Below are 14,617 nucleotides of genomic sequence, written 5' to 3'. Positions count from 1 at the left end.
CGGAGCCAGGGTTCCAGAAAATAGAGATCCGGCGAGGCGGCTGCCCGCCCCGCCGGAACGCAAATGTCAGCCGAGCACTTCGCGGATGGCGTCTGCCGTGGCGGCGACCACGGTGTCGGCCTCGTCGCGCGTCAGGCAGAAGGGCGGCGCGTAGCCGATGATGTCGCCCTGCGGCATGGCGCGGGCGATGACATTGCGCTTTGCCATGGCTGCGGCGATGGCCGGAGCCACCTTCTTCGAAGCGTCGAAGAAAGTGCGGTCGTCGCGGTCGGCGACCAGTTCGACGGCGCAGAGCATGCCTTCCCCACGCACATCGCCGACATGCGGCAGGTCGGCGAGCGCTTCCTTCATCGACTTGTTGAGATAGGCGCCATTCTCGCCGGCATTGGTCACCAGATCGAGCTTGTCGATCAGCTTGAGATTGGCGACGCCGGCGGCAGCACCGATCGGATGCGCCGAATAGGTCCAGCCATGGCCGATCGGCCCGTTCTCGTCGGTGCCGCGTTCAAGCACGTCCCAGACACCCTTCGAGACGATCGAACCGGAGAGCGGCGCATAGGCCGAAGTCAGACCCTTGGCGATGGTGATGATGTCGGGTTCGATGCCATAGTGGGTCGAGCCGAACATCGTGCCGAGGCGTCCGAAACCGGTGACCACTTCGTCGGCGATCAGCAGGATGTCGTGCTTTTTCAAGACCTTCTGGATGGCCTCCCAGTAGCCGGCAGGCGGCGGCACGATGCCGCCGGTGCCAAGCACCGGCTCGCCGATGAAGGCGGCGATGGTGTCGGCGCCCTCGCGCTCGATCATCGCTTCGAGTTCGCTGACGCAATGGGCGACGAACTCGGCTTCCGACTGGTTGAGGTCGGCGCGGCGATAGAAATAGGGCGCCTCGGTGTGCAGCACCTGTGAGAGCGGCAGGTCGAACTTCTTGTGGAACAGATCGAGGCCGGTCAGCGAACCGGTCATCAGGCCGGAGCCGTGATAGCCGCGCCAGCGCGAAATGATTTTCTTCTTCTCCGGACGGCCAAGAATGTTGTTGTAGTACCAGACCAGCTTGATGTTGGTCTCGTTGGCATCGGAGCCGGACTGGCCAAAATAGACGCGGCTCATATTATCGGGCGCACGGTCGATGATCATCTTGGCCAGGGTGACCGAGGCCTCGGTGCCGTGACCGACATAGGCATGGTAGTAGGCCAGTTCGCGCGCCTGTTCGGCAATCGCCTCGGCGATTTCCTGACGGCCATAGCCGACATTGACGCAATACAGGCCGGCAAAGGCATCGAGCAGACGGTTGCCGTCCCGGTCGGTGATGTGCACACCCTCGCCGCCGGTGATGATGCGGTTCTTCACCTCGCCGCGGGCGAACTGGCCGAGATGGGTCGAGGGGTGAAAGAAGTGGTCGTGATCCCACTGGTCGAGTTGGTCGTTGCGCAGCATGGTGCGTCCTCTCTCATTGGTTGTGTCAGGCCCAGTCGCGGCAGACATACTTGACTTCGGTGAAGGCTTCCATCCCGAGCCGCGAGCCTTCGCGCTCGATGCCCGATTGCTTCATGCCGCCGAAGGGAATCGGTGCGCCGGTGACCTTGGTGCGGTTGATGGCGACCATGCCGAACTGCATGGCGCGGCTGGCACGATAGATGCGGCGCGGATCCTGGGTGTGCAGATAGGCGACGAGGCCGTATTCGGTCGCATTGGCGCGCGCCAGGGCTTCCTCCTCGCCATCGAAGGCGGCAAGGGCAGCCACCGGTCCGAATGTCTCCTCGCGCATGATCAGTGCGTCGGCGGGAACATCGGCGAGCACGGTGGGCTGGAAGAACAGCGGCCCCTGCGCATCGACCTGGCCGCCGGTCAGCAGACGCGCGCCGCGATCGAGCGCATCGGTGACATGTTCAATCTGCTTGGCGATGGCCTTCTCGTTCATCAGCGGGCCGAGATCGCGGTCGTCCATGCCCGGGCCGAGGGTGAGGGCGGCGGCCCGGCTGGCAAAAGCCTCACAGAATTGCGCGTAGACCGGGCGCTCGATCAGGAAGCGGTTGGCGGCCAGGCAATCCTGCCCGGAGGTGGCAAATTTGGCCTTTATCGCCTCGTCGACGGCGAGATCGAAATCGGCGTCGGCGAACATGACGAACGGCGCGTGACCGCCAAGCTCGAGAACCAGCCGTTTGACCGTGTCGGCGGAGCGGCGGTAGAGGTGCTTGCCGATCTCGGTGGAGCCGGTGAAGGACAAGGCGCGGACGCGCGGATCGGTGAGCCACGGCTCGACGACGGTGGCCGCATCACCGGTAACGACGTTGAAAGTGCCGGCCGGCAGACCGGCGCGCTCGCCCAGCTCGGCGAGAGCGGCAGCGGAGAACGGCGTTTCGGCCGAGGGATGAATGAGCACCGTGCAGCCGGCGGCAAGGGCGGCCGCAGCCTTGCGGGTGATCATCGCCGAGGGGAAATTCCACGGCGTGATCAGGGCCGCGACGCCAAGCGGCTCGCGCCAGACCTCGACTTCGGCATCGGGCAGATGCGAGGTGACGCTTTCGATGTTCGGTCGCTTGGCTTCCTCGGCGTAGAACTCGATGAAAGCGGCGGCGTAGTCGATTTCGCCGAGGGCTTCGGACAGGGGTTTGCCCTGCTCGAAAACCATCAGTCGGGCAAGATCCTCGCGGTTGGCAATCATCAGTTCATACCAGCGCCGCAGAATGGCCGCGCGGGCCTGCGGCAGCAGCGCCGCCCAGGCGGGGAAGGCGCGGTCGGCCGCATCGACGGCAGCTGTGCTGTCGGTGGCCGACAGGCGGGCAACCGAGCCGACCCGGCTGCCATCGCAGGGGTTGATGACGTCCAGGCTGCGGGCGTCCGCGCCTGCCGTCCAGCGGCCGTCGATATAGGCGAAGCTGCGCATCAGGCCGGGATCACGCAGATGCGGGGCGGCATCGGGGCGTCGCGACGGGGCACCGGATGGGGCAGAAGCGGCGGCTGACATGGCATCCTCCTGAAAACGAAGCCGAAGCGGGCGATTGAGGGCGGGCGAATGAGCGTTTCGCTGACAAGCGCCCGAATGGAGCTATCTTCGGGGTTTGCGAGGAGAGAGATTCACCAAAACTTCCGGCTCGCCGCGAGAAATCCTCTGTTCTTGGCGGCGATCAGCGAGAGACACTCTATTCGGAGGAGCGGGAGGCGAGCAGCGCCTTCAGCGGCAGGGGGCCATCCTTGACCGGCTTGGTGACGATATAGGTGAAGTAGCGGGCCAGGCCGACGCCGTCACCGAGAAGGGTGTCGATCATCCTCTGATAGGTGTCGATGTCGCGGCTGACGATGTAGAGCAGATAATCGAAGCCGCCGCCGAGTGACCAGCAGGAGACGATGTCGTCGTAGCGCTGCACCGCCTTTTCGAAGATCTGCAGGGTTTCGGCGCGGTGATTGTCGAGCTCGGCCATCACGAAGACCTCGACATGCGGGGCGAGCTTCTTGAGGTGGATCTGGGCGCGATAGGCGGCTATCAGTCCTGCCTTTTCCAGCCGCTGCAGGCGCTCCCAGCACGGAGTGGCGCTGAGGGAAACCCGGCGGGCGAGTTCCGTCTTGGAGATGCGGCCCTCGCGTTCGAGCACGGACAGGATCTTTATATCGCGGTCGTCAAGCTTGATCATGGATTTCTGTGGGCCAGGGCGCGGGGCTTGTCAATTGTCTCGATACAGGGCATCACTAAATCATGACAATATGGCCGCCACAACCGGGTTCGCTGCGGCGTCCTGCCTATCGGTCGCTCGCCGATGCGGTGATGCATGCCGTCGAAACCGGAGAGCTGAAATACGGTGATCGGCTGCCGACACATCGCAATCTCGCCTATGATCTGAAGCTGAGCGTGCAAACGGTGAGCCGCGCCTATGACGAACTGGTGCGGCGCGGGGTCATCACCGGAGAGGTCGGGCGCGGCACCTTTATCCGCGCCACCCGCGGCGAGGCGGGAACGCCGTATCTGGCCCAGCGGCAGGAAGGCGAGCTGATCGACCTGTCACTGCTCAAACCGGTGCTCGAACCGATGCATGGCGAACTGATGCGGCGGGCACTGGGAGAGCTGGCCGACGACCTTCCCGACCTTGTCTATTCCTCGTTCCGTCCGGCACGGGCGCTGTCCCGGCACCGCCCCGCGGCGGTGCAATGGCTCGACAAATGCGGCATCCGCCTCGGTCACCAGAGCGTGGTACTGACCAATGGCAGCACCTCGGCAATGGCGCTGGCCTTGATGACGGTAGCCAATGGCGGCGATCTGGTGGCGACCGAGGCGCTGAGCCACCACACGCTGAAACCGCTGGCGCGCTACCAGGGTCTGCGGTTGCGCGGTTTGCCGTCGGACGAGGCCGGCATGCTGCCGGAGGCGCTCGACAAGGCCTGCCGCCGCGAGGGGATCAGAGCTGTGTTCCTGATGCCAGCGGGGCTCGGGCCGCAGGCGGTCATCATGCCGGAAGAGCGCCGCAGCGCGCTGGTCGAGGTGGCGACCCGCCATGATCTGCAGATCATCGAGAATGATGCCTGGGGGCCGATGCAGTCGGTGCGTCACAAACCGATCGCGATGCTGGCGCCGGAGCGAACTTTCTATTTCACCGGCCTGACGAAATGCGTGATGCCCGGTCTGAGACTTGGCTTTCTGGTGGTGCCGGAGGCCTTCGAGGCTGCCGCTGCGAACCGGCACCTGGTGACCAGCTGGATGGCGACGCCGCTGATTGCCGAGATCGCGGCGCGCTGGATCAAGGATGGAACCGCCGAGCGGGTCGTGGCCTGGCAGAGCGAAGCGCTGGCGGAGCGCAATCGACTGGCGCGCCGGGTCTTTGCCGCAACACCGGTGCTCGGCCATGCGAACGGCATGCATATCTGGTTGCCTTTGCCGGCGGCCTGGACCGAGGATGATTTCGTCTCGCATGCCCGACAGCATGGCGTGGCGGTGGCGCCGGGGTCGGCTTTCGCGGTGGCCGACGAGCTGGTCGCGCCGGCGGTGCGCATCTGTATCGGGGCCGGGCAACTGGCGGAGGTCGAGAAGGGATTGCGCGTTGCGGCCCGGCTGGTGCGCGGTCAGCCGGAGCCGGCGCTGCTGGCCAATTGAGACGCCTCCTTGACGTCGGTATAATTGTACTGATTTAATATTCGTGTTGACAGCGAATTGTCCTTGTTTCACCGTTGTGAAATCAAAACAATAATAACAAAAGGCGGAACACCCGACAGCGATCCCGCGGTCGGAACTCAGAGCTGGCCAGACAGGCGTTCGCAAGGTGCAGCGGCATACCGCTGGGCCCTTGACTGCCATCCAGGTCACAAAAAAGACAGGAGTGCTCGATGAAACTCAACAAGCTCACCCTTTCCGCCGGCGTTGCCGCGGCGGTTCTCGCTTTCTCCAGCTTCGCAGCCCAGGCCGAGACCTGGAAATATGCGTTTGAAGAAGCCATGGAAGAAGTCCAGGGAAAATATGCCCAGAAGTTCAAGGAGGTGATCGAAGCCAATTCCGATCACGAAATCCAGCTTTTCCCGTTCGGCACGCTCGGTGAATCCGCCGACATCATGGAGCAGGCGCAGGCCGGCATCCTGCAGTTCGTCGACCAGTCACCGGGCTTTACCGGTTCGCTGATCCCGGAAGCGCAGGTGTTCTTCGTGCCTTATCTGCTGCCAACCGATCAGGAGCAGCTGGCGCGCTTTTACAAGAACTCCAAGGCCGTCAACGAGATGTTCCCCGAGCTCTATGCGGAACAGGGCCTCGAGCTTCTGACCATGTTCCCCGAAGGGGAAGTGGCGATGACCACCAAGGAGCCGGTGGAATCCTGTGCCGATCTTGAGGGCGTCAAGTTTCGCGTCATGACCAACCCGCTTCTGGTCGAAAGCTACAAGGCCTTCGGTGCAACACCGACGCCGCTGCCATGGGGCGAAGTCTACGGTTCGCTGCAGACCAACATCATCCAGGGTCAGGAAAACCCGACCTTCTTCCTGTATTCGACGAAGCTGTACGAGGTGACCGACTACATCACCTATGCGGGCCACAACAACTTCACCACGGCGGTGATGGCCAACAAGGACTTCTTCGACGGTCTGAGCGAGGAAGATCAGCAGCTGGTCGAACGCGCCGCCGATGAGGCTTACGACTACATCGTCGAGTACCAGAAGGGTCTCGCCGATTCCGAACTCAAGAAGATCCAGGAAGCCAAGCCGGAAATCACGGTGACGACGCTTTCCGAAGAGCAGCGCAAATGCTTCAAGGATGCCGCCGCTGACGTCGAGGCCAAGTTCATCGAGATGACGGGCGATTCCGGCAAGGAAATCCTCGACCAGCTGAAGGCTGACCTGCAGGCTGCCGCCGAGTAAGCCAGACGCCAAACCCTCCGCCCGGGCGCATGAGGCGCGTCCGGGCGGCTTTCAGGAAGAGAGCCGATGAGCGACGATCCGGACCTAAGCACACACGATTCCAGTCTTCCGGGCGTTCTCGGCATCATCGATTCGACGATCAGTCGGATCGAGTCCTTTCTGCTGGCCGCCGGCGTTCTGCTGATGGCTCTGAACACGGTATCGAACGTGGTCGGGCGTTTCGTCTTCCAGTCGAGCCTGTTCTTTTCCGAGGAGCTCAACCGCATCCTCATTATTCTCATTACTTTCGCCGGGATTTCCTATGCGGCGCGGCACGGCCGGCACATCCGCATGTCGGCGATCTACGACGCCTTGCCTTCGACGGCGCGCAAGCCGCTGATGGTCGGCATCGCCTTCATCACGGCGATCTTCATGTTTGGCCTGTGCTATTATTCGATCGGCTATATCGAGACGCAGGCCTCGCGGGGCCGCGTCCTGCCGGCTCTGCAGATCCCGGTGTGGATCACCCTGGTCTGGGTGCCGGTCGGGTTTTTCATGACCGGAATGCAATACACCCTCACAGCAATCAAGAACCTGACGTCCAGGGACATCTACCTGTCGACGAGCGTTCTTGAGGGCTACGAGGAAACCGAGCAAGAGATCTGAGGAACCGCTATGGCCGCGACAGTCTTCCTGTCCATGATCGTCCTCCTGCTGCTCGGCTTTCCGATGATGATTCCGCTGATCGTCGGCGCCTTCATCGGCTTTGTGACGATGTTCGGCGGTCTCGGACAGATGGAAACGATGATCCAGCAGATGATGGCCGGTATCCGGCCGGCATCGCTGATCGCCGTGCCGATGTTCATCTTTGCCGCCGACATCATGACGCGCGGTCATTCCGCCAGCCGACTGATCGACCTGGTGATGGCGTTTGTCGGGCACGTGAAGGGCGGGCTGGCGGTGTCGACGGCTGCCGCCTGCACGATGTTCGGCGCGGTTTCCGGCTCGACGCAGGCGACCGTGGTGGCGATCGGATCGCCTCTCAGGCCCCGGATGCTCAAGGCCGGCTACAAGGACAGTTTCGTGCTGGCGCTGATCGTCAATGCCAGTGACATCGCGTTCCTGATCCCGCCATCGATCGGCATGATCATCTATGGCGTGGTCTCCAACACATCGATCGCGGAACTGTTCATCGCCGGTATCGGTCCGGGCCTGCTGATCCTCGTTCTGTTCTCGATCTACAGCTACATCTACGCGGTGCGCAACAAGGTGCCGGCCGAGCCCAAGGCGAGCTGGCGCGAGCGGGGCCGCGCCTTCGTCTCGGCACTATGGCCGCTGGGCTTTCCGGTGATCATCATCGGCGGCATCTATGGCGGCATCTTCAGCCCGACTGAGGCGGCGGCGGCCTGTGTGCTTTACGCGCTGCTTCTGGAAGTGGTGATCTTCCGCTCGATCTCGTTGATGGACGTTTATTCGACCGCGAAATCAACCGGGCTGATCACCGCCGTGGTGTTCATCCTGGTGGGCGCCGGGGCAGCCTTTTCCTGGGTGATCTCCTTCGCGCAGGTGCCGCAGGCCATGCTCGGAGCCATCGGCATCACGGAAATGGGGCCGATCGGCGTGTTGTTCGTCATTTCGATCGCCTTCTTCGTCGGCTGCATGTTTGTCGATCCGATCGTCGTCATCCTGGTGCTGGTGCCCATCTTCGCGCCGGTGGTCGACGGGGTCGGCCTTGATCCGGTGCTGGTTGGCACGATCATCACCCTGCAGGTGGCGATCGGTTCGGCGACCCCGCCCTTCGGCTGCGACATCTTTACCGCGATCGCGGTGTTCAAGCGCCCCTATGTCGAAGTGATCCGCGGCACGCCGCCCTTCATCTTCATTCTTCTTTGTGTCGCCGTGGCGCTGATCTTCTTTCCGCAGATCGCCCTGTTCGCGCGCGACCTGGCATTCCGGTAGGACGAGGAGAGCACGATGTTCAAGTCCATCCTGGTGGCCGTCGATGGTTCGGAAGGTTCGAAAAAGGCGGTGGAATACGGCGCGCAGCTGCAGCAGATGAGCGAAGGCGAGTTGCTGTTGCTGACCGTCTTTCGTCACCACTCGTTGCTTGAAGCGTCAATGTCGATGGTGCGGCCCTCCGATCCGCAGACCCTGGACGATGCGATGCGCGACCACGCCAAGGAGGTGGTCAACGAGGCCAAGGGCTGGGCGCGCGAGGCGGGAGCAACGAATTTCCGTGCCTTCGTCAAGGGCGGTCAGCCGGCCCGGACGATCGTCAAGTTCGGGGCCGAGCATGGCGCGGATCTGATCATTGTCGGCAGCCGCGGCATCGGCGATCTGGAAGGTTTCCTGCTGGGCAGCGTATCGCACAAGGTCACAAGCCTGGCGCGCTGTCCGGTTCTGGTGGTCTGAGCGCATAGCGCATTTTGGGCGGGAGTCCCTACAATGGACAATCTGGTTCGACTATCGGCTCGGCCGGTCGCTTTTGACCCGCCGGAGAGTACGGTCCGGTTTGGATTGCTGGCGCTGGCCACCGATCTGACCAGCGAAGGCGACCTGGCGCGCCTGTTCCCGCCGGCGGCGGCGGTGCACACGACGCGGGTTGCGTATGCCAATCCGACGACGCCCGAGAATCTGCGCAAGATGGAGCCGCTGCTGACAGCGGCGGCAGCGCTTCTGGTGCCGGATGTAGAGCTGGCGGCGATCTGTTTCAGTTGCACCTCCGCTTCGGCGACGATCGGCGATGCGAAGGTCACGGCAGCGATCCAGGCGGCAAAGCCCGGCGTTCCGGTGATCACGCCGACGGCGGCGGCCAGTGCCGCGTTCAGGGCGCTTGGGGTGAATTCGATCGCGGTGGTCACGCCCTATCTGCCCGAGGCGACCGTGCCGGTCGGATCTTATTTCCGCGCGCAGGGATTCTCCGTGACGGCGCTTGATTGTCTCGGCCTTGAGGATGACCGGGCCATGGCACGCGTGTCGCGCGAGACGATCATTGCTGCGGCGCTGGCCGCCGACGGGCCCGACAATGATGCGATCTTCCTGTCCTGCACGGCGCTGCCCGCCATCGCCGCCATTGCCGAAATCGAGGCGCGCACCGGCAAGCCAGTCGTGACCTCGAACCAGGCATCCGCCTGGGCGATGGCTCAGAAAGGCGGGCTGGCCGACTGGAAGCCGGCGGCATACGGGCGGCTTTTCCGCACCTGTCTGGCAGCGCCCAGCGACGGGCGCGCCGCATGAGCCCGGAGCATCCGGGCCAACTTCAAACGAGAGATGCGATGAATGACAACTCCATGGTGTCGCTGAACGAGATCGAGGCGGCACGCGCGCGGGTGGCCGACACCATTCGCGTCACACCGGTCAATCTGTCTGAAAGCCTGAGCGCACGGCTTGGGGTGCCGGTGCATCTCAAGCTCGAATATCTGCAGCGGACCGGCAGTTTCAAGCTGCGCGGCGCGGCCAATGCGGTCTCCCGTCTTTCGGAGGCGGAAAAAGCCGCCGGCGTCGTGGGGGTGTCGACCGGCAATCACGGGCGCGGGCTGGCCTATGCGGCGAGCCGGGCGGGCGTGCGCTGCATCATCTGCATGTCGGAACTGGTGCCGCAGGTGAAGATCGACGGCATTCGCGCCCAGGGCGCCGAAGTGCGGATTGTCGGTCGCTCGCAGGATGAAGCGCAGGGCGAGGTCGACAAGCTAGTGGCTGAAGGGATGACGATGATCCCGCCCTTCGATCATCGCGACGTAATCGCCGGACAGGGGACGCTGGGACTTGAGATCCTCGATGCGGTGCCGGATGCGGCGACACTTGTCGTCCCGTTGTCGGGTGGCGGGCTGATCGCCGGCGTGGCGGCGGCGGCCAAGGCGCGCAAGCCGGAGATCCGCATCGTCGGCGTTTCCATGGAGCGCGGCGCGGCGATGGTGGCCAGCCTCAGGGCCGGGCATCCGGTCGAAGTCGAGGAATTGCCGACGCTGGCGGATTCGCTCGGTGGCGGCATCGGCCTCGACAACCGTTTTACCTTTGCAATGACACAACGACTGGTCGACGAGACGCTGTTGCTCAGCGAAGACCAGATCGCCGCAGGCATTGCGCATGCCTACTGGCAGGAGCGGCAGATCATCGAGGGTTCCGGCGCCGTCGGCATCGCGGCGGTGCTTGCCGGATCGATCGCCGCGGACGGTCCCGTGGTTCTGATCCTCAGCGGCGGCAATGTCGATATGAAGCAGCATTTCGAGGTGATCGGCCGGGCGCGTCCCGACGGCACCAGCAAGGAGGCTTGAGATGGGCAAGGTCAAGATCCTGACCGAACGGCAGCTGCGGCAGGCGGTGGCCCTTGATCGTTCCGCGGTGCAATGCGTCGAAGATGCATTCCGGGCGCTGGCGACCGGGCAGGTGGTGATGCCGCCGATCCTCAGTCTGGCGATTGCCGAGTACAATGGCGAAGTCGATGTGAAAACCGCCTATGTGCCCGGCCTTGACAGTTTTGCCATCAAGGTCTCTCCGGGTTTTTTCGACAATCCGGCGCTGGGTTTGCCCAGCACCTCCGGTCTGATGATGGTGTTTTCATCGCAGACCGGCGTGCTTGAAGCGCTGCTGCTCGACAATGGTTACCTGACCGATGTGCGCACCGCGGCGGCGGGTGCCGTGGCCGCCGATCATCTTGCGGTCCGCGAGGCCTCCAGCGTCTGTGTGATGGGAGCGGGGATGCAGGCCCGGCTGCAGCTTGCAGCGCTGCGCCTGGTGCGGCCGATCACGCATGTGACGGTCTGGGCGCGCGATGCGAGCAAAGCGCGGGCGCTGGCGGGCGAGCTGCGGGACGACGGACTGGAGGCGACGGCGGTGCCGGATGCCGGTGCGGCGGTTGGGGCAGCGCACATCATCGTCACGACGACCCCTTCAACGACGCCGATCCTCATGGCCGACTGGCTGAAGCCGGGTCAGCATGTCACGGCGATGGGCTCGGACCAGCACACCAAGAACGAATTGGACCCGGCCTGCTTCTTGCGCGCCAATTGCTATGTGCCGGACCGGCAGTCGCAAACAGCCGAACTCGGCGAGTTGCGCGCTGCCATTGCCGCCAATCTGATTTCCAAAACGCGCTACTTCGCCGAGCTCGGCGCGGTCATCGCAGGGAAGGCCAAGGCGCGCCAAAGCGCCACTGACATCACCATTGCAGATCTTACCGGGACGGGAGTTCAGGACACGGCGATCGCCACCTTGGCGGTACAACGCGCCGCTTCGCTGGATCTCGGCACGGTCTTCGACACCGAGGCATAGAAAGGCCCCTTCATGTCTGCTCCACAACTGGCATTTTCCCGCAGTGAATTTTCCACCCGCATCGCCAAGACCCGTGCGGCGATGGAGGCCAAGGAAATCGACATCCTGATCTGTTCGGATCCGTCGAACATGGCCTGGCTGACCGGCTATGACGGCTGGTCGTTCTATGTGCACCAGGCGGTCATCGTCGGGCCGGATGGCGATCCGGTCTGGTTCGGCCGCGGCCAGGACCGCAACGGTGCCAAGCGCACCTGTTTCATGGCCGAGGAGGACATGATCGGCTATCCCGATCACTACGTGCAGTCGGAGGTCTGCCATCCGATGGAGTACCTGGCCGGCAAGCTCGAGGAGCGCGGCTGGGGCAACAAGCGCATCGGTGTCGAGATGGACAATTACTGGTTCTCGGCAAAAGCCTTCCAGGTGTTGCAACAGGAGCTGCCGAACGCGCGCTTTTCCGACGCCACGGCGCTGGTCAACTGGCAGCGGGCGGTCAAGTCGACGCAGGAACTCTTGTACATGCACCGCGCCGCGCGCATCGTCGAACGCATGCATCAGCGCATCTACGACAAGGTGGAGCCGGGCATTCGCAAGTGTGACCTGGTGGCCGATATCTATGATGCGGCCCTGCGGTTTGATTCCGATTACGGCTTTGGCGGCGATTACCCGGCGCTGGTGCCGCTGCTGCCCTCGGGCATTGATGCCTCGGCACCGCATCTGACGTGGAACGACGAACCGCTGCGGCTCGGCGAGGGCACGTTCTTCGAGATCGCAGGTGTGTATCGGCGCTATCACTGCCCCCTGTCGCGGACGGTGTTTCTCGGCAAGCCGACGGAGACCTTCCTGAATGCCGAGCAGGCGGTGCTCGAGGGCATGGAGGCGGGGCTCGAGATGGCGCGCGCCGGCAATCTTTGCGAGGATGTTGCCAAGGCATTTTATGCCGTGCTCAAGAAATACGGGATCAGCAAGGACAACCGCACCGGTTACCCGATCGGCCTTTCCTATCCGCCGGACTGGGGCGAGCGCACGATGTCGCTGCGCACCGGCGACAAGACGGTGCTCGAGGAAAACATGACCTTCCATTTCATGACCGGTCTGTGGATGGAGGACTGGGGTTTCGAAATCACCGAGAGCATCATCATCGGCGAGAACGGCCCCGAATGCCTGGCCAATGTGCCGCGCAAACTTTTCGTCAAGGAGTAGGCGCGTGGCGGGCAATCCCATTGTTTCAACGGTGCCGTTCGACGAGAACGGCAAGTTTCACGGTTTTCTCAGACTGCCCTACAGCCGTGACGATTCGGCGTGGGGGGCGATCATGATCCCGCTCTGTGTCGTCCAGAACGGCGTCGGCCCAACGGCGCTGCTGACGGGCGCCAATCACGGCGATGAATATGAGGGGCCGATCGCCCTGCAGGACCTGGCGCACAGCCTGCAGCCCGAGGACATCACCGGCCGGGTGATCATCGTGCCGGCCTTCAACTATCCGGCCTTCAAGTCGGGACGGCGGGTCTCGCCGATCGACGGGCGCAATCTCAACCGCATCTTTCCGGGACGGCCGGACGGCACGGTCAGCGAAAAGATCGCCGATTATTTCGCGCGCACGCTGGTGCCGATGGCCGACCTGGTCGTTGATTTCCATTCCGGTGGCAAGACGCTCGATTTCGTGCCGTTTGCCTGTTCGCACGTGCTCGACAACAAGAACCAGCAGGCGGCGTGCACCGCCGCCGTCGCGGCTTTCAACGCCCCGTATACGCTGACGCTTCTCGAGATCGACAATGTCGGCATGTACGACACCGAGGTGGAAGGACAGGGCAAGGTCTTCGTCACGACGGAATTGGGGGGAGGCGGCACGGCGACGGCGCGCACGGCGGGGATCGCCAAGCGCGGCGTGCGCAACGTCCTCAAACATGCGGGCATCCTGGCTGGCGAGCCGGAACGCGGGCCAAGCGTGGTGCTCGATATGCCGGACAGCGATTGCTTCGTGGTCTCGGAGGATCATGGCCTGATCGAGGCGATGGTCGATCTCGGCGAGGAGGTGCAGGCCGGCGATGTGGTGGCGCGCATCTGGTCGAGCGAGCGCACCGGACAGGCGCCGGTCGAATGTCGCGCGGCGCGGTCGGGTGTGTTGATCTCGCGGCATTTCCCCGGCCTGGTGCAGGCCGGCGATTGCGTCGCGGTCGTGGGTGTCAGGGAGGAGTGAGGGCAAGCGCCGCTCGCGCCTCGCCCTTTGCCTCCTTGCATGCCGGAAGCTAGCCGGATCCGAGGGTGATGCCGCCGGTCAGAGCCCCATGGCCTTGAGTTCCTGCAGTGGCGGGATGGTTTCAAACATGTGCGGATCGAGACGATCCCAGATGATGCCGCAGGTCGGCTTGTGCGGACTGTCGACCTCGATGGTGCGTGTCGGGGTGAAGATGACGTCGGCGACGGTGTCGTAGACATCCGGGGACAGCTTTTCATCGAGCACCTGGCAATCATGCACGACCGCGGCGGAGGGGGTGGCCGTCGAGATGCGTCCGAGCTGATAGAGAATGCCCCATTCGGCGTCGAAAAAGCCGTGCCCCTTGCCGAAGCGCACGCCCTCCATGTTGATCGCGCCGGTGCCGGTGATCATGTAATCGACTTCGGGCAGGTCGGCGATTTCGCGCAGGCCCAGCGGCCGGGCGACGCGCTCCATGCCATCAAGGGTCGAGGCGTACAGATAGAGGTCCGGGTCGATCTTTGCCGGGTCAAGCAGCCAGAAGCCGCGCTTGATGGAATAGGTGGTCATCAGCACCGTCTTGCCGTCCTGCAGGGCGCGCAGGCGCAGCCGGTCGAGACAGTTGTCCGGCGTGATGAACAGATAGTTCGCGTCGCGATAGTAGCGATGATCGATCAGCCGCTCGACCGCCGCTTCACCGCCCTCGAAATCGGCGATGAACTCGCCAAAGTCATAGTGAAACCGGCTGTCGGGGAGGGCGACCTTGCGCAATTCGCTCCAGACACGCTCGCGCACCGAGGATTTGTGATCGGCAATGTCGATGGTCATGGCAATTCACTCCTG

14 protein-coding genes are annotated in these 14,617 nt (G+C 63.5%); 10 read left to right on the top strand and 4 right to left on the bottom strand.

The window, feature by feature from the left end; translation table 11 throughout:
- Nucleotides 1-66 precede the first annotated feature (66 nt).
- From KY465_RS02810 to KY465_RS02800, 3 genes are all read right to left on the bottom strand, one after another.
- Nucleotides 67-1,437: an aspartate aminotransferase family protein gene (locus KY465_RS02810; protein WP_219158215.1), complete on the bottom strand. Its 1,371-nt coding sequence runs from the start codon at nucleotides 1,435-1,437 to the stop codon at nucleotides 67-69.
- Nucleotides 1,438-1,462: 25 nt separating this feature from the next.
- Nucleotides 1,463-2,968, bottom strand: coding sequence for an NAD-dependent succinate-semialdehyde dehydrogenase (locus KY465_RS02805; RefSeq protein WP_219158213.1), 1,506 nt, complete (start codon nucleotides 2,966-2,968; stop codon nucleotides 1,463-1,465).
- 175 nt (nucleotides 2,969-3,143) lie between these two features.
- Complete coding sequence (locus tag KY465_RS02800; protein WP_219158211.1) at nucleotides 3,144-3,632, bottom strand: Lrp/AsnC family transcriptional regulator; 489 nt, start codon at nucleotides 3,630-3,632, stop codon at nucleotides 3,144-3,146.
- Nucleotides 3,633-3,694: 62 nt separating this feature from the next.
- Here KY465_RS02800 and ehuR point away from each other — a divergent pair, with 62 nt between their 5' ends.
- The 10 genes from ehuR to doeB all read left to right on the top strand — a co-directional run bounded on the left by ehuR (nucleotide 3,695) and on the right by doeB (nucleotide 13,777).
- Complete coding sequence (ehuR, locus tag KY465_RS02795) at nucleotides 3,695-5,083, top strand: MocR-like ectoine utilization transcription factor EhuR (RefSeq protein ID WP_219158209.1); 1,389 nt, start codon at nucleotides 3,695-3,697, stop codon at nucleotides 5,081-5,083.
- Between the two features lie 230 nt (nucleotides 5,084-5,313).
- On the top strand, nucleotides 5,314-6,330 hold the full coding sequence (locus KY465_RS02790) for a TRAP transporter substrate-binding protein (protein WP_219158207.1): 1,017 nt from the start codon (nucleotides 5,314-5,316) through the stop codon (nucleotides 6,328-6,330).
- 66 nt (nucleotides 6,331-6,396) lie between these two features.
- Nucleotides 6,397-6,975 carry a TRAP transporter small permease gene (locus KY465_RS02785; RefSeq protein ID WP_219158205.1) on the top strand — a complete coding sequence of 193 codons (579 nt, stop codon included), beginning with the start codon at nucleotides 6,397-6,399 and terminating at the stop codon, nucleotides 6,973-6,975.
- Between the two features lie 9 nt (nucleotides 6,976-6,984).
- Nucleotides 6,985-8,268: a TRAP transporter large permease gene (locus KY465_RS02780; RefSeq protein ID WP_219158203.1), complete on the top strand. Its 1,284-nt coding sequence runs from the start codon at nucleotides 6,985-6,987 to the stop codon at nucleotides 8,266-8,268.
- Between the two features lie 15 nt (nucleotides 8,269-8,283).
- The gene (locus KY465_RS02775; protein ID WP_219158201.1) at nucleotides 8,284-8,721 is read left to right on the top strand and encodes a universal stress protein; all 438 of its coding nucleotides are present in this window, start codon (nucleotides 8,284-8,286) and stop codon (nucleotides 8,719-8,721) included.
- Nucleotides 8,722-8,754: 33 nt separating this feature from the next.
- Nucleotides 8,755-9,546, top strand: coding sequence for an aspartate racemase/maleate isomerase family protein (locus KY465_RS02770; RefSeq protein ID WP_219158199.1), 792 nt, complete (start codon nucleotides 8,755-8,757; stop codon nucleotides 9,544-9,546).
- A gap of 38 nt (nucleotides 9,547-9,584) precedes the next feature.
- The gene (gene eutB / locus KY465_RS02765; protein WP_219158197.1) at nucleotides 9,585-10,583 is read left to right on the top strand and encodes a hydroxyectoine utilization dehydratase EutB; all 999 of its coding nucleotides are present in this window, start codon (nucleotides 9,585-9,587) and stop codon (nucleotides 10,581-10,583) included.
- Between the two features lies 1 nt (nucleotide 10,584).
- A complete protein-coding gene (gene eutC, locus KY465_RS02760) occupies nucleotides 10,585-11,580 on the top strand; it encodes an ectoine utilization protein EutC (protein WP_219158195.1) in 996 nt (331 codons plus the stop codon).
- A gap of 12 nt (nucleotides 11,581-11,592) precedes the next feature.
- Complete coding sequence (doeA, locus tag KY465_RS02755) at nucleotides 11,593-12,780, top strand: ectoine hydrolase DoeA (protein WP_219158193.1); 1,188 nt, start codon at nucleotides 11,593-11,595, stop codon at nucleotides 12,778-12,780.
- Nucleotides 12,749-13,777: a N(2)-acetyl-L-2,4-diaminobutanoate deacetylase DoeB gene (gene doeB / locus KY465_RS02750; RefSeq protein WP_219158190.1), complete on the top strand. Its 1,029-nt coding sequence runs from the start codon at nucleotides 12,749-12,751 to the stop codon at nucleotides 13,775-13,777. The genes doeA and doeB overlap by 32 nt, the downstream gene beginning before the upstream one ends.
- Nucleotides 13,778-13,855: 78 nt before the next feature.
- Here doeB and KY465_RS02745 read toward each other — a convergent pair whose 3' ends face one another.
- Nucleotides 13,856-14,602 (bottom strand): 5-formyltetrahydrofolate cyclo-ligase, encoded by a 747-nt coding sequence (locus tag KY465_RS02745; RefSeq protein WP_255561395.1) that lies wholly within the window; start codon nucleotides 14,600-14,602, stop codon nucleotides 13,856-13,858.
- Between the last annotated feature and the right edge of the window lie 15 nt (nucleotides 14,603-14,617).

Source organism: Neohoeflea coraliihabitans, assembly GCF_019334345.1.
GTDB lineage: Bacteria > Pseudomonadota > Alphaproteobacteria > Rhizobiales > Rhizobiaceae > Pseudohoeflea > Pseudohoeflea coraliihabitans.
This window is presented reverse-complemented; position numbering and strand designations above follow the sequence as displayed.

Excerpts from the sequence above, each read along its gene's own strand:
- KY465_RS02810 (WP_219158215.1), bottom strand. The coding sequence starts at position 1,437 with ATGCTGCGCAACGACCAACTCGACCAGTGGGATCACGACCACTTCTTT.
- KY465_RS02805 (WP_219158213.1), bottom strand. The coding sequence starts at position 2,968 with ATGTCAGCCGCCGCTTCTGCCCCATCCGGTGCCCCGTCGCGACGCCCC.
- doeA (WP_219158193.1), top strand. The coding sequence starts at position 11,593 with ATGTCTGCTCCACAACTGGCATTTTCCCGCAGTGAATTTTCCACCCGC.
- KY465_RS02775 (WP_219158201.1), top strand. The coding sequence starts at position 8,284 with ATGTTCAAGTCCATCCTGGTGGCCGTCGATGGTTCGGAAGGTTCGAAA.
- KY465_RS02780 (WP_219158203.1), top strand. The coding sequence starts at position 6,985 with ATGGCCGCGACAGTCTTCCTGTCCATGATCGTCCTCCTGCTGCTCGGC.
- KY465_RS02800 (WP_219158211.1), bottom strand. The coding sequence starts at position 3,632 with ATGATCAAGCTTGACGACCGCGATATAAAGATCCTGTCCGTGCTCGAA.
- doeB (WP_219158190.1), top strand. The coding sequence starts at position 12,749 with ATGTGCCGCGCAAACTTTTCGTCAAGGAGTAGGCGCGTGGCGGGCAAT.
- KY465_RS02745 (WP_255561395.1), bottom strand. The coding sequence starts at position 14,602 with ATGACCATCGACATTGCCGATCACAAATCCTCGGTGCGCGAGCGTGTC.
- KY465_RS02790 (WP_219158207.1), top strand. The coding sequence starts at position 5,314 with ATGAAACTCAACAAGCTCACCCTTTCCGCCGGCGTTGCCGCGGCGGTT.
- KY465_RS02770 (WP_219158199.1), top strand. The coding sequence starts at position 8,755 with ATGGACAATCTGGTTCGACTATCGGCTCGGCCGGTCGCTTTTGACCCG.
- KY465_RS02785 (WP_219158205.1), top strand. The coding sequence starts at position 6,397 with ATGAGCGACGATCCGGACCTAAGCACACACGATTCCAGTCTTCCGGGC.
- eutB (WP_219158197.1), top strand. The coding sequence starts at position 9,585 with ATGAATGACAACTCCATGGTGTCGCTGAACGAGATCGAGGCGGCACGC.
- ehuR (WP_219158209.1), top strand. The coding sequence starts at position 3,695 with ATGACAATATGGCCGCCACAACCGGGTTCGCTGCGGCGTCCTGCCTAT.
- eutC (WP_219158195.1), top strand. The coding sequence starts at position 10,585 with ATGGGCAAGGTCAAGATCCTGACCGAACGGCAGCTGCGGCAGGCGGTG.